At 60.0% G+C, this 13,384-nt stretch carries 10 protein-coding genes and 1 tRNA gene; 5 read left to right on the top strand and 6 right to left on the bottom strand.

The genetic code is table 11. From position 1 onward, the window contains the following. Both A3730_RS26810 and A3730_RS26805 read left to right on the top strand, forming a co-directional pair. A partial coding sequence (locus A3730_RS26810; RefSeq protein WP_063539326.1) for a DUF3336 domain-containing protein occupies window positions 1–1,294 on the top strand: 1,294 nt, incomplete at its 5' end. A gap of 39 nt (window positions 1,295–1,333) precedes the next feature. Beyond that, complete coding sequence (locus A3730_RS26805; RefSeq protein WP_063521050.1) at window positions 1,334–3,622, top strand: ATP-binding protein; 2,289 nt, start codon at window positions 1,334–1,336, stop codon at window positions 3,620–3,622. Here the strand turns inward: A3730_RS26805 and umuC are convergent. Together umuC and umuD are read right to left on the bottom strand one after the other, a co-directional pair. Continuing rightward, window positions 3,619–4,905 carry a translesion error-prone DNA polymerase V subunit UmuC gene (gene umuC, locus A3730_RS26800; RefSeq protein WP_063539325.1) on the bottom strand — a complete coding sequence of 429 codons (1,287 nt, stop codon included), beginning with the start codon at window positions 4,903–4,905 and terminating at the stop codon, window positions 3,619–3,621. The genes A3730_RS26805 and umuC overlap by 4 nt on opposite strands. A gap of 8 nt (window positions 4,906–4,913) precedes the next feature. Continuing rightward, on the bottom strand, window positions 4,914–5,306 hold the full coding sequence (gene umuD / locus A3730_RS26795; RefSeq protein WP_063521227.1) for a translesion error-prone DNA polymerase V autoproteolytic subunit: 393 nt from the start codon (window positions 5,304–5,306) through the stop codon (window positions 4,914–4,916). A 240-nt stretch (window positions 5,307–5,546) separates the two neighbouring features. On the opposite strand from umuD, the gene A3730_RS26790 reads away from it, so the two are divergent. Continuing rightward, the gene (locus tag A3730_RS26790; RefSeq protein ID WP_063518892.1) at window positions 5,547–5,840 is read left to right on the top strand and encodes a hypothetical protein; all 294 of its coding nucleotides are present in this window, start codon (window positions 5,547–5,549) and stop codon (window positions 5,838–5,840) included. A 124-nt stretch (window positions 5,841–5,964) separates the two neighbouring features. On the opposite strand, the gene A3730_RS26785 is transcribed toward A3730_RS26790, so the two are convergent. Further along, window positions 5,965–6,038 (bottom strand) — tRNA-Gly (locus A3730_RS26785). A 535-nt stretch (window positions 6,039–6,573) separates the two neighbouring features. Between A3730_RS26785 and A3730_RS26780 the strand changes: the two genes are divergently transcribed. Beyond that, the gene (locus tag A3730_RS26780) at window positions 6,574–7,557 is read left to right on the top strand and encodes an NAD-dependent epimerase/dehydratase family protein (protein WP_063521228.1); all 984 of its coding nucleotides are present in this window, start codon (window positions 6,574–6,576) and stop codon (window positions 7,555–7,557) included. A gap of 19 nt (window positions 7,558–7,576) precedes the next feature. Here A3730_RS26780 and A3730_RS26775 read toward each other — a convergent pair whose 3' ends face one another. Beyond that, the gene (locus A3730_RS26775; protein ID WP_063519647.1) at window positions 7,577–8,551 is read right to left on the bottom strand and encodes a methyltransferase; all 975 of its coding nucleotides are present in this window, start codon (window positions 8,549–8,551) and stop codon (window positions 7,577–7,579) included. Window positions 8,552–8,745: 194 nt separating this feature from the next. On the opposite strand from A3730_RS26775, the gene A3730_RS26770 reads away from it, so the two are divergent. Beyond that, a complete protein-coding gene (locus tag A3730_RS26770; protein WP_063539324.1) occupies window positions 8,746–10,701 on the top strand; it encodes a transglycosylase SLT domain-containing protein in 1,956 nt (651 codons plus the stop codon). Window positions 10,702–10,714: 13 nt separating this feature from the next. Here A3730_RS26770 and A3730_RS26765 read toward each other — a convergent pair whose 3' ends face one another. Then, on the bottom strand, window positions 10,715–11,461 hold the full coding sequence (locus A3730_RS26765; RefSeq protein WP_063539323.1) for a hypothetical protein: 747 nt from the start codon (window positions 11,459–11,461) through the stop codon (window positions 10,715–10,717). A 3-nt stretch (window positions 11,462–11,464) separates the two neighbouring features. Further along, the coding region (locus A3730_RS26760) for a DUF748 domain-containing protein (RefSeq protein WP_063539322.1) at window positions 11,465–13,384 on the bottom strand (1,920 nt) is incomplete at its 5' end.

Below are 13,384 nucleotides of genomic sequence, written 5' to 3'. Positions count from 1 at the left end.
CCAGGCCCGCGAACGCAACGACGTGAACAAGCTGGTCTTCCATTTGCATGAAGGCCTGCATGGCAATCTGGGCAACATTTCCAACCCACGCCTTTATCAGCACAGCCGCGTGGGCACCAAACGCCTGATCGAAAATTACCTGACCGAAGTGTCCACCGCCCTGAATTATCTGTGCGACAGCAACTTCAAGGAATTCGGGCTGAAAGAGAAGCTCGATTTCTTTGAAACCACCGGTCAGGCCTTCGGACAAAGCTGCCTGATGCTATCCGGCGGCGCAGCCCTGGGCCTGTTCCATATCGGTGTGGCCCGCTGCCTGTGGGAACAGAACCTGCTGCCTTCGGTGATCTCCGGCTCCAGCGCCGGTAGTATCATCGGCTCGGTGGTCGGCACCCACAACGATGAAGAATTGAAGGTGAAACTGGAGCCGGAAAACATTTATCTGGAAGCCTTCAAGGTGTTGGGCTGGAAAGGCCTGGTACGCGGCACCCCGGTGCTGGACGGCGACCATCTGGAAGCCTGCCTGGAAGAAAACATCACCGACATGACCTTCGAAGAGGCCTATCGACACACCGGTCGCGAAATCAATATTACCGTGAGCCCCTACGACCGTAACCAGCACGCGCGCCTGCTGAACTGGCGCACCTCTCCCAATGTGCTGATCCGCAAAGCTTCGCTGGCGTCCTGTGCAATTCCCGGCATTTATCCGCCGGTCTCCCTGTGGGCAAAGAACATCGACGGCGAGCGGGTTCCCTACATCCCCGGCCGCAAGTTTGTTGACGGCTCCATCGTCGACGACCTGCCCATCCGCCGGCTGGCCCGCCTTTACGGGGTCAACCACTCCATCGTCAGCCAGACCAACCCCCATGTGGTACCGTTTCTGTCTCGCAACGAAAACACCGACAGCTCCCTGAGCACCCTGGGCGACTGGGCCCTGCGCAACGTCTCCATGAACCTGCGTTATGGCCTGCAACTGGTGCAGCGCCGGGTAGCGTCCAACGACATGGGTTTGATGATCGACAAGGCGAAAAGCATGGTGACGCAGAAGTATATCGGCGACATCAACATGATCCCGCCCCGCCAGCCGCTCAACGCCCTGCGTGTCCTGAATAACCCCACGCTGCAAGATGTGCGAAACTATATCCGTAAAGGCGAACAGGCGACTTGGCCAAAACTGGACATGGTAGCCAACACCACCTGCATCAGTCGCACCTTCCGCGACTGCCGGGCACGCCTGGACCGTATCGAAGAACGCATGCTGGATCGGGTAAACATGACAGCGGTGGCCAACCAGTAAACCGCCCCCCGGCACGGCGACTATTTCTGGAGACCGTGCTTGCCTCACCGTATACACCATTACTACCGACAGAACCCGCTGGCCTTCAAAGTGGCCGGCGCGGTGCTGTTGGTCAGCATTATGGTGATGCTGATCAGCATCGGCGTATTCATGGTGCGCGAATACCATCAAGGTATGGAGCGCCTGGAGCAGAACCTGGAGCAGGTGGAACTGACTGCCTTGCCCGGGCTGTCCCGTTCCCTGTGGAATTTCGACGAAGAGCAATTGCGGGTGCAGGTTAACGCCCTGCTGCATTTGCCTGATGTAGCATCAGCCAGCGTCACGTGGACTGACTGGAATGGCCACGCCAAAGCCATCGGCAGCAGCATGGCCGCGCCACCCAAGGCCCTCACGATTCGCGAGCTGCCACTGGTCTACCAGCGTAATGACGGCACCCGCGAAACGCTGGGACAACTGGAACTGGGCATTTCTCACAGCAGCATTTATCAATATGTGGGCAAACAGACCGCCTTCCTGATCGGCTTCCTCGCTCTACAGGCACTGGTCAGCGCCATTCTCATTATTCTGCTTATGCGCCTGCTCTTCACCCGGCGCCTCAGCCAGCTGGCCGACGACACCCGGCACTTGTCGTTGTCGTCCCTGCGCCAACCGTTACCCCTGCCCACCAACCCCGAACACCATGACGAACTGGATAATATTGCCGCCGCCCTCAACACCATGCGAGAACGGCTCCTGCAGGACATCAACGCCCGCCGCGACGCGGATCGTGCACTGCTACAGGAACGACAGCTGCGTCTGGATAATGAAGAACGGCGCATCCACGCTGAAAGCGCCAACGACGCCAAAAGCACCTTCATGGCCACCATGAGCCATGAAATCCGCACGCCCCTTAACGGCATCATCGGCATTATCGACCTGATGCAGAACAGCACGCTGAGTAATCAACAGGCGCACTACCTCAGGCTCATGCAGCAATCCAGCGAGAACCTGCTGGCCATCATCAACGACATTCTGGATTTCTCGAAAATCGAGGCCGGCGAACTGCGGCTGGAGCATCAACCTTTCAACCTGGCCATCCTGATCGAAGACACCATGAGCGCCTACGCCGGCCTCGCCCACAAGAAACAGCTAACGCTGGCCTGTGAGCTGCAACTGGATAGCATGCAGGCTGTGTTTGGCGATGAAGTGCGGCTGCGGCAGATCCTCATGAACCTGATCAACAACGCTCTGAAATTCACCGAACAGGGCCATGTGATCATCCGTGCCCGCGACAAGTCGCTGACCGACACCGGCAGTGGTGTACACATCGAAATTGAAGATAGCGGCATCGGTATTTCCGACAGCCACCAGGAGGTAATTTTCCAGGCCTTCGCCCAGGCCGACCAGAGCACCGCTCGCCGCTTTGGCGGCACGGGCCTGGGGCTGAGCGTCTGCCGCTCCTTGTGCACACTGATGAATGGCACCCTGGGCGTCTCCAGCACGCTCGGCCAGGGCGCACGCTTCTGGCTCGACCTGCCCCTGCAACCCCAGGACACGCAACCACCTCTGCCACAGCTTCCCCAAGCCAACATTCTGGTACTCAGCCACGATCAACCCTTGCGACAAACACTGACCCGCATGCTCGAACACGCCGGTGCCACCACCTTGCAGGGGGACGCCATGGATCTGCTTTCCCTGCCCGGGCCTTTCAGCCATGCGTTGATTGACGAAACCCTGCTCGGTGCCGCGGGCCTTAGCGCCATCCCCCCAGACTCCCAGGCCCGGGTGCTGTTAATCGGGGATCTGCACGAACAAAGCGACACAGTGCCAGTGCTGCGTAAACCCGTCACCCGAAGCGCCCTGTTTCTGGCCCTGGCGCAAGACACTGCCCAGCAGATAACCGCACCCGAACCCGGCCAGCCAGCGGCCCTTGATCAACTGCAAGTATTGGTGGCAGAAGACAATAGCGTTAACCGGGATGTGCTGCGGGCCCTGCTCGGTTCCCTGGGGATCACCCCGCTCATCTGTGAAAATGGCCACGAAGCCGTGCAGGCCTACCGCCAGCACCCAACGCCGCTGGACCTGATTCTCATGGACGTGGAAATGCCGGAGCTGGATGGCCTCGCAGCCACCCAGGCCATCCGACGGTTTGAGCAGGACACGCAGAAAATACCCTGCCCGATCATCGCCCTGACGGCCCATGCGCTGGGCAGCCAGATCGCCCGCATTCACGATGCCGGCATCGACAGGATTCTCAACAAACCGATTCGCCGCGATACGCTCTTGCAGTGCCTGCAGGAGCTGGCTTCCACCTGTCACACAGGCACAGAGCCGCAAAAGCCTCGCTAGCGCGCCACCGGTAAATCAGACCAGCGACAGGTATACGCCGGCGACAGGTGCGCCCTGCGCATGGCCCAGACACTGCGCTGATCCGCCTGCATGCCCTGCCCCGCCAACCACACCTTGCCCGCACCGCTCTGATTGATGGTATCCAGGACCGCCATCAGCGCGTCCGCGCGCGCGCCCGAATCCGGCTCTGCCGGCTGCTCCGAGGTAAACAGCCCACTCTGAACCTGCCCCCGCCCACGCAAGTCCGTGAGAATCACCCCGGCTTTCCCGTAGCGATACCCCTGCTTCCATAACCTGGTCAGCAAGGCCTGTGCCTGATGCACCACCACTCGGGTATCCGCCGTGGCCGGCGACAAGGCAGCACTGAGCGTATTGGGGAATAATTGTTGGGGCTTGCCCATCGGGGCGGTGCGCAAATACACCGTTACCCGGCCGGCGTACAAACTTTCCTTGCGCAAGGACTCCATGGCCCGGAAGGCAAAATCACTCAGGGCCTGGCGCACCGGGGGCAAGGTGGTTACCGGCTCGCCAAAAGAGCGCGAATGAATCACTTGCTGCCGCGGCGAAGGCTGAGTATCCAGAGACAGGCAGGGCTCCCCGTTCAGCTCCCGCACCAGCCGCTCCTGCACCACGGAAAACCGCCGACGAATCATGCCGCTATCCGCCCGGGCCAGATCCAACGCCGTCTCGATCCCCAGCGCCTCAAGGCGGCCCATCAACCGGCGCCCTACTCCCCACACCCGAGACACCGGTGTTAGCGCCAGCAACTTTTCCCGGCGCGCCGGGTCCGTCAGCACCACGGTGCCGCCCGTGGCGGGGTAACGCTTGGCCGCGTGGTTGGCGAGCTTGGCCAGCACCTTGGTGGGCGCTACCCCCACGCACACTGGCACCCCGACCCAACGAGCAACACGCGCTCGCACCTGCTGCGCCAGCGGCAACAGCTCAGCTCCCCCCATCAACGACAGATCCAGAAACGCCTCATCAATGGAATACACCTCTACTTGGGGAACCAGGGTTTCCAGGGTCGCCATCACCCGCTGGGAAATATCCCCGTACAGCGCATAGTTGGATGAAAAGACCGCAATTTTATGGCGGGCAATCAGATCACGGGCCAGATGTACCGGCATGCCGGTTTTTACCCCCAGCGCCTTGGCTTCCGCAGACCCGGCCACAATACAGCCATCATTATTGGAGAGCACCACCACAGGCCGCCCCTGAAGATCCGGGCGGAACAGGCGCTCACAGGCGGCGTAAAAGCTATTGCAGTCGACCAGGGCAAACATGGCCGCCGTTACCCTCGGCCCCGCAAGGCATGCAGGCAAAACGTCACCACCCCGAAAAGGTCTACGCCGTCATCACCGATGGGGATTGGTGCATAGGCCGCATTGCGGGGCTTGAGCATGGGCGTGGGTAACAGCTGCAACTCCTTCACCGTGAATTCGCCCTCCAGTGAAGCGACCACCACATCGCCCGCAACAGCTTCCAGTGAGCGGTCCACAATGAGAATATCACCGGAGAAAATACCGGCATCCACCATGGAGTCCCCCTCCACGCGCAACAGAAACGTGGACGCCGGCCGGCGAATGCATAGCCGGTTCAGGTCCAGGTGTTCATCCAGATACCCCTGAGCCGGAGACGGGAACCCCGCAGCAATGCGTTCACTGAAAAAAGGCAGGGCAGACATAGCAACATACCGGGAATCCACAGTCGGACAAGCATGACAAAATACTGTCTTTATGTACAGTTATCGATAATCCAGCTTCACCCCAGGCTGTCGCCCTGGCGACACAAATGACAAGAAAGCGACAAAACGACAAACAACGCCTATCCACCCTCTGCAACTCCTGACGTAACTTACTGTCATAGACATTATGTGCGGCTCGCATCGCCTGCGAGCTCGCACCGGGCAAGCATGAGAGCCACTATGAACACGAAGAGTCATCACCGCTGGATGTCCGATTTTCTGGAAGAAATGGGCCTGCCCGCCCAAGCAGAATTTCAGGGCTACGTTCTGTTCAATCTGGAGCAGAATGCCTTTATCGCCACCAGCAGACACAACCCGGACAGCTCACATCAGCAACTGGTCAGGCCCTGCGCCTGGGCCCACTGTTATCCCTACATCATGCACGCCAGCGACGCCGCCAGCGGGCTGGGCGCCGAATACGAAATTCGCGCGCTTTTCCGGCTCAACGGCCGGTATCTGTCCTGTTCGGTGTGATTGGGCGGTCAAGGACTTGAGATTGAACGCAAGACGCTCGGAGCTCGACGATTGCGACTGGCATCCGGCATCAAGCGTCTAGCCCAGACATAAAAAAACCGCCAAAAGCGGTTTTTTTTATGTCTGGAGCGGGTGAAGAGAATCGAACTCTCGTATGCAGCTTGGGAAGCTGCCGTTCTACCATTGAACTACACCCGCCTGTTTGAAACGGCAATATAGTCAAAACCCATCAACTTGGCCAGTGTTGAAGCAAAATCGTCAAAGTTTCGACAAGTGGCTGTTTAAAACAGTTCATCGCGGATGAGGCTGAATAACAGGCTCTAGCCGTTTGATTAGCTTATGGCGAATACCCTGCATTTTGCCGAACGCTCAACGCCGGATGCCTGACGTCAAACCCCATAGCCTGAGTGTTTGTCACTATTGCGGTACCTCTTTTGAGGGGTATTTTGAGGAATACTCAGGGCCATTATTCAGGAAATAATCGGGTAATGCGTTTTGCGAAGAGCGCATAGGAGCCAAGATTTTCAGGTTTTGAATGCAAGCGTCCGCCGTCGGGCACCCGGCGTCCTGCGGCAACCAGGGTAGGATTGAGGCAAATCCTGAAATCGGCTCATCACTCAACCCTGCGATGAACCTTTAGAAGCAAGTCACTGGGAAGACAAAGCAGTTGCCAGCGTCCGTTTCGGTGCGTATAGAAGAAGCAACAAGCGTCAGCCAAAGAAGGATACCAACCATGCCAGTGGCATTTATCAGCGGGGGCCGGGGGTTTCTCGGTGGGCACATTATCGACCAGCTTCTCGACAAACAGTGGGAGGTAGTCGCACTGGTGCGCCCCAACAGTGATGCCAGTACCCTGCACGCCAAAGAAGGCGTGTCCGTAGTGCAGGCACCACTGGATAATGCCACGGAGTTGGCGCTGGTCATGCCGGCCACTCCCGATGCCGTTTTCCATGTGGCCGGCAATACCAGCCTCTGGCGTCGTGGTAATGCACAGCAATACCGTGACAACGTGCTCGGCACCCAGGCCATGGTCAGCGCCGCCCTGAAAAACGTGGCCGGCCGCTTTATTCATACCTCGTCCATCTCTGCCTGGGGCATTCAGGACAACCCGATCAACGAGCTGACGCCCTCCAATGCCGCCAATGACTGGATCGGCTACAACCGCACCAAGTTTCTGGCAGAACAAGAAGTGGAAAACGGCATTCGCCAGGGCCTGGACGCGGTGATCATGAATCCCTGCGGCATTATTGGTGCCGGCGATACCCACAACTGGTCACAGATGATCCGCATGATCAACGACGGAAAACTGCCCGGTGTACCCCCAGGGGGCGGAAATTTCTGTGCGGTAGAGGAAGTGGCACGGGCCCATATTGCGGCGCTGGAACACGGTATTTGCGGCGAGCGTTATATTCTGGCCGGCGTGGAAGCCAGTTTCCTGACCCTGGTCCAGACCATTGCCGACCGGCTGGGGCGCAAGGCGCCGCAGCGTACCGTACCCCCGGCCCTGCTGAAACTGGCCGGCCAGCTCTACCCCATCGGCAGCCTGTTCACCGGCGAAGAACCCCGCCTGACCCCGGAAAAAGTGGCCCTGATCACCAGCCGCGTGCATGCCGACGGCAGCAAGGCCGTGGAACAGCTGGGCTTTAATGATCAGGTGCCGCTGGCCACCATGCTGGAAAACTGCATTGCCTGGATGGCCCGGGAACGGATGTTGTAACAGCCTGCGGACGGCTTAATTACAGCACCGCCCGGTAGACCCGGAAGCGGGTGGTTTCGCTGGCCACCTGCACATGACTGAAAGCATCATCCAGCCACTGCACATAGGGCAATTCGCGGTTAGCCACCAGCCACAGCACGCCACCTGACTTGAGGTGTGAAGGTGCTTCCGCAATCAGCCGGCGGGTGATGTCCGTGGTACGCTGGCGGCGGTCATGGAACGGCGGATTGGTCACCACCATATCCACGCGCCCCTGAATCGGGGAGAACAAATCACCGCCCATGACCCTGCCTTGCAGGCCGTTGCGGGCCAGGCTATCGGTGCTGGCCGCCACGGCGCTGGCACTGACATCCACGCCCTGCACCTGCCAGCCCTGGCGAGCCAGCCAAACGCTGATCACACCCGCGCCGCAGCCCACATCTATCACCTTCCCCGGCTTACCCAGCGTGTGCGCCTCCATGGCCGCCAGCAGGAGAGCACTGCCCTCGTCCAGACGGCCATGGCTGAACACCCCCGGGTAACTGATGGCTTCCTGATCCGCCACCTCCAGCACGGTGCCCCAGGCTTTCAGGGACTGCTTCTCCCCCGGCTGCAATAAACCGCTATAGAGCTTGCAGTGGCGGGCGCTATCTTCCAGCACCGATTCATCCACATGGGCATCCAGGTATTTCAGGGCACCGCGAATGCCACCCTTGGCCGGGCCAATCAGCCACAGCTCGGTGGGTTCAGTAATTTCACCGGCCAGCCAGTTGAGCAGAAATCGTAACCGGTCGGTGGACTTGGGCAACGGCAGCACCAGCAAATCGGTCCCTTCCGGCACCGTGGGCGCGGGCGACCACTGCTGCGCACCAATGCTGTAATCATCCGCATGCAGATGCACCGTGGCATCCACTGCCAGGGTTTTCAGTGCAGGGTCGTTGGCATCCACCACCAGTACATTTCGCCCGGCAAGGGCATCGGACTGGCGCAGCAATAATTGGGTGGTATTTTCCATGGTCTCCGGCTCAGGTAATCAGCGGCGGCAGTATAGTGCAAATCACACAGGTCCGGACACGGATACGGCGAACGCCACACACCTCACGCTGACCCATAAGTATGATCTTCCCCAAGTTTTACATAATCACCACGCCAAGCGCCTGGCGAGGCCGGTAGAATTGTCGCATTCATTCCGACGATGTGGAGGCACAAATGGTTCGCACTGCGCCAACTCGCGCTTTAGCACTGTTTGCCTGCTGTCTGTTTTCTTCGTTGGTCGTTGCCGCTACGGATAGCGACAACTTCCACCAGGCACTGGACGCAGCACGCAACAATGATTGGGAAACCCTTTCCCGACAACAACAGGCTCTGGGAGACCAGCACCCCCTGCAGGCTTATCTCGACTTCCACCGGCTGCGCGCCGCCCTGCCTCAACTCAGCCCTGACAAAGTCACGCAGTACGCTGAAAAGTACCCGGATTCGCCGCTCCCCCAGGATATTCGTCAGCTCGCCACGGTCGCCTACGGCAAAGCGGAAAAATGGCAGGCACTACTCACCATTACCGACAGCGCCCCCAGCGGGGTTGCACTGCGCTGCTACTACCACCAGGCGCAATGGGAAACCGGCGACCAGGCCGTTAAAAAAGCCGCCCTGCAGGCGGGCAAAGAACTCTGGGCCACCGGCCAGTCTCGCCCCAACAACTGCGACCCGCTGTTTAACGCCGCCCGTGACGCCGGTGTCATCGGCGATGCGCAAATCTGGGAACGCCAGCAACTGGCCTTTGATGCCAACAGCGCCGGCCTCATGCGCTATCTGGACGACATGTTGGCAAAAAGCGACTACGCCACCGCCAGCGAATGGCTGCAAACGCTGTACAGTACCCCTGACAAAGTCGCTGACCTGCCCCGCAATCTGCCGGCAGCACAACGCCAGACGCTGCTCTCCGCCGCCCTGCGCCGCTGGGCCTACAAGGACACCGAAGCCGCACGCAAATGGTTCGATACGCAAAGCAAAAAACAGGGCCTCACCGACGCGGCACTACGCGAACGGGCCGGCACACGTATTGCCTGGTACTCCACCATCCGCGGAGTGGAAGCGAATCGCCAATGGCTGGATGACTGGCTGACAACACACCCGGATACCTCACTGGTGGCACAGCGCGCCAGACGCACGGTGATCGAACAGGATTGGGACGCCCTGAATGAGTGGGTCATGCGCCTGCCCCAGGAGGAGCGTAACGACTCCCGCTGGCTGTACTGGCGCGCCCGCGCACTGGAAAGCACAGACCAACCGGACCAGGCCCGTGAGCTGTATCAGCAGGCCGCCCAGCAACGTAATTTCTTCGCTTTCCTGGCCGCAGACCGTCTGGGCGAGCCCTACCGTTTCTCCGAACAGAAGCACACCCCCGCCGCCACGTTCACGCCGCCGCCGGCGGTCACCCGTATCCGCATGCTGCGGAAACTGGATGAACCCTATCTGGCGCATCAGGAATGGATGTGGCTGATGTGGCACAGCAACAAGGAACAGCTGGCGGAACTGGCCGACTACGCCCTGACGCAAAAATGGTACGACCTGGCCGTACAGGCATCCATTCAGGCCAAGGCCTGGAACACCCTGGCATGGCGCTTCCCGCCCGCGTATCTGCCATTGTTTGAAGAAGAAGCCAAACCCCACGATCTGGACCCTTGGCTGGCCATGGCGGTGGCCCGCCGCGAAAGTGCATTCAACCCGCAGGCTCGCTCCCCCGTGGGCGCTATGGGGCTAATGCAACTGATGCCCGCCACCGCCCGCAAGGTGGCCAAAGACGCCAACATGGGAAAACCCACCACCAAGACCCTGCAGGACAAGCACACCAACATCACCCTTGGCAGCCGCTATCTGGCAGAACTCCTTGAGGACTTCAACGGCAATCGGGTGCTGGCTCTGGCCGCTTACAACGCCGGCCCTAGCCGGGTGAATCGCTGGCTTGAGAACGCCGAAGACGGCGTCCCGGCAGATGTGTGGATCGAGTCCATCGCGTTCCGTGAAACCCGGGATTATGTGCAGGCAGTATTGACCTACCGGGCCTTGTTCGTGGGCATGCACGATGACCAGCCCCGCAGCAACCAGCTGCTAACCCAGGAAGAGAATGACGGGCTGTATTCCCTGACCATGCTGGACAAGGACTGACCTCAAACCCGGGTCAGTCCAACTGGCGAATATGATAATCCAGCCGCGCCGCCGCTTTCGCATGGCTCAATGCCGGCGTCGCGGCAAGGCGCCGGCGCAGGTGAATGCTGCGCGCCGACTGGCGGGTAAACGCGATCACCGCGTTATGGCAATCGCTGCATGACAAGCGGAAACGGCTGCTGAAACTTTTCATGGCGCGGCGGCCCGAGGCCGGGCTGTCGCGGTATTCCTGCCAATCGCCAAAGTTCATGATCAAGGAGCCATGCGCCGACAGGTTATCGCGCAGGCAGGCAAGCCAGTCGGCATCTGCTGGCACCGCCCGGCTGACTTGTTCATTTCTGGGCGCAAACAGGTCTTCGATAATCAGGTCGAACGGTTCCCCCTGATAATCACGCAACCACTGCTGGGCATCCCCCTGCCAGGTCTCCACCCCGAACGCCTCGATGCCGAATACTTCGCGAGCTACCTGCAAGTGCGCTCCGTCCAGCTCTACCGCCATCAATACATCCGGATCCAGCAGTTTGCGGATAGGGGGAATCAGCGAACCGCCCCCCAGCCCCAACACCAACACCCGGCGGAACCGGGCCGGTTCGTGCAGCAAAGCCGGCAACCACAGCAAATCCCACACGCTGCCAGTGAGCAAACGTTTGGGGTGAAACTCTGAATGCTGAACGCCGTTGGCATACAGCCGCAAAGTCTGCCCCGCGCGCCTCACCTCGTAGCGCACGCCGTCCTGTTGCGTTTCCCAGATCAATGCCACCGATTATTTTTCCAGCGTCAGGGTCAGCCCGGTCACGGCGCCGTCCACTTTGGATTCTTTCAGGTACACCCGGGACTGCTCAATCTGGAACTGCTGCACCAGCGTGGCTTTGGCATTTTCCGAACGCAAACGCGCCAGCTCCACCAGCTGTGCCTTATCCACTGAGGGCGCCTCTGCGGTGACCATGGCATCCCAGGCACTGCGCGCCAGTACACTGTCACGCTCATCGTCATCCTCGGGCAGCGGCGCGCTGACCAGTGTTTCCACATCGCGGTCATAGTCAGATTCGTAACGGCGGATCAGCTTGCGGCGCCATTTCTTTTCCAACACGGCCGCATCAATACCCGGCCAGTCATCACCGGCCACATCGTCCCCAATCGCCTGATCGGCAAGCGCGGTGCGATCTTCTGCACTGACGGTACCCACCAGCCCGATGTGCAGGTGCGGCTTTTCAGTGAGCACCTTGGCCAGGGCCTGCAAGGAACTGGAGGTTTGCGGCCCCACCTCGGCGGTGCCGGGGTCGAACACAATAGTCTCCAGGTTCTCGCCACCGGCCAGCCCGGCCAGCACGGAGAACGGCGCCGTGGCCGCCTTGACCACAATGTTGGTCAGCACTTTCAGAATCATGCCGCTGACACTGAAGCTGGGATCATCCAGGTCACCGGACATTTTCACCGGCAAGGTAATTTCACCGGAACGACTACGCAGCACCGACAGGCCCAGTTTTACCGGCGCCCTCACCGCTTCATCACTGGGCACTTTTTCGCCCAGATAGAACTGGTCCGCAAGAATGTCGGAGACACTGTTCAGATGGTTCTTCTCAACGGTGACTTCGGTATCCACCCCCAGCTGCCCCTTCTCCACCTTGTACCCCAGGTACAGGCCGGTATAAGGCGTCAGGCTGGTCATTTCATAATTGTTCAGCGACACCACCATGTCCGTAGACAATGGCTCCGGGGACAAACGCCCCTTGATGGAAAACGGTGCATAGCGGTCCACTTGCGCACTCAGATCCAGCCTGGCGGTGCTTCCCGGACGGGTATCCAGATTGCTCACCGTGCCAGCCAGCTGATACAAGCCGATACGGAAATTGGGGCTCAGGGACAGGTCTTCATGGCGTACCTGGCTGCCGATCAGACGCACGCGGTCCACCGTCACTTGCCAGGGTTGGGACGAAGACGAAGATGAAGCGCTCGACGAGCCGCTCCCCGACGGCATCGCGGCCTCAATACGGGTAGACGCATCCCGCCCCTGGGCGTCCACCTGGTGCAGCATGTCCATGCCGGTCAGCCCGATTTCGCCGACGCGCACCCGCTGTGCGGCGGTGTCCAGCGACAGCTTGCTCACCTGTACCCTGTTGACCTTGATAAGAGGTCGACCGCCTTCCAGCAAATTGAAACCGGCCATGCTGGCGCTGCCATTCACGGTAATATCCGGGCCATCGCCTTTCACCGCAGACTGCAAATCCAGATCCAGCTGACCGCTAGCCACTTTCAGCGGCGCTTCACGCTCCAGCCAGGGCGACAACGGCGCCAACGGCAGCCCGGCCAGCGCTGCCTTGGCGGTCACCGACAACGGCGCCAACTGGCCCTCACCGGAGTGCGTCAACGCGCCTTGCTCCTGAATCTGGGCCTTGCCCTCCCAGGTAAAGGTGGCTTCTTCACCCAGGATGAGATTCTTCAGCGTGAATTCACCCTCGGTCAGGCTCACCGTTTGCGGCGGATTCAAGGTACGGTCAGTGAAGCGGAACGTATTGCCATCCACTTTCAGCGTTCCCAGATTCGTCACCCAAACCGTTTCGGCCTCTTTAATTCGATCGGCCGCTTCCTGCGCTTTTTCCTTCACTTCCTGTTTGCGCTGCTCCGCTTCTTCCGGGTCCACCGGCAGGAACAAGGTGGCGAGATCCAGCCCGTCGGCAGCCAG

This window comes from Alcanivorax sp. HI0044 (assembly GCF_001634945.1).
Note: the sequence above shows the minus strand (reverse complement) of the source record. Positions and strands in the feature narration are given on the sequence as shown.

Bases quoted from the DNA above. Each gene is read 5' to 3' on its own strand.
- A3730_RS26780 (WP_063521228.1), top strand. From the start codon at position 6,574: ATGCCAGTGGCATTTATCAGCGGGGGCCGGGGGTTTCTCGGTGGGCAC.
- A3730_RS26770 (WP_063539324.1), top strand. From the start codon at position 8,746: ATGGTTCGCACTGCGCCAACTCGCGCTTTAGCACTGTTTGCCTGCTGT.
- umuC (WP_063539325.1), bottom strand. From the start codon at position 4,905: ATGTTTGCCCTGGTCGACTGCAATAGCTTTTACGCCGCCTGTGAGCGC.
- umuD (WP_063521227.1), bottom strand. From the start codon at position 5,306: ATGTCTGCCCTGCCTTTTTTCAGTGAACGCATTGCTGCGGGGTTCCCG.
- A3730_RS26790 (WP_063518892.1), top strand. From the start codon at position 5,547: ATGAACACGAAGAGTCATCACCGCTGGATGTCCGATTTTCTGGAAGAA.
- A3730_RS26775 (WP_063519647.1), bottom strand. From the start codon at position 8,551: ATGGAAAATACCACCCAATTATTGCTGCGCCAGTCCGATGCCCTTGCC.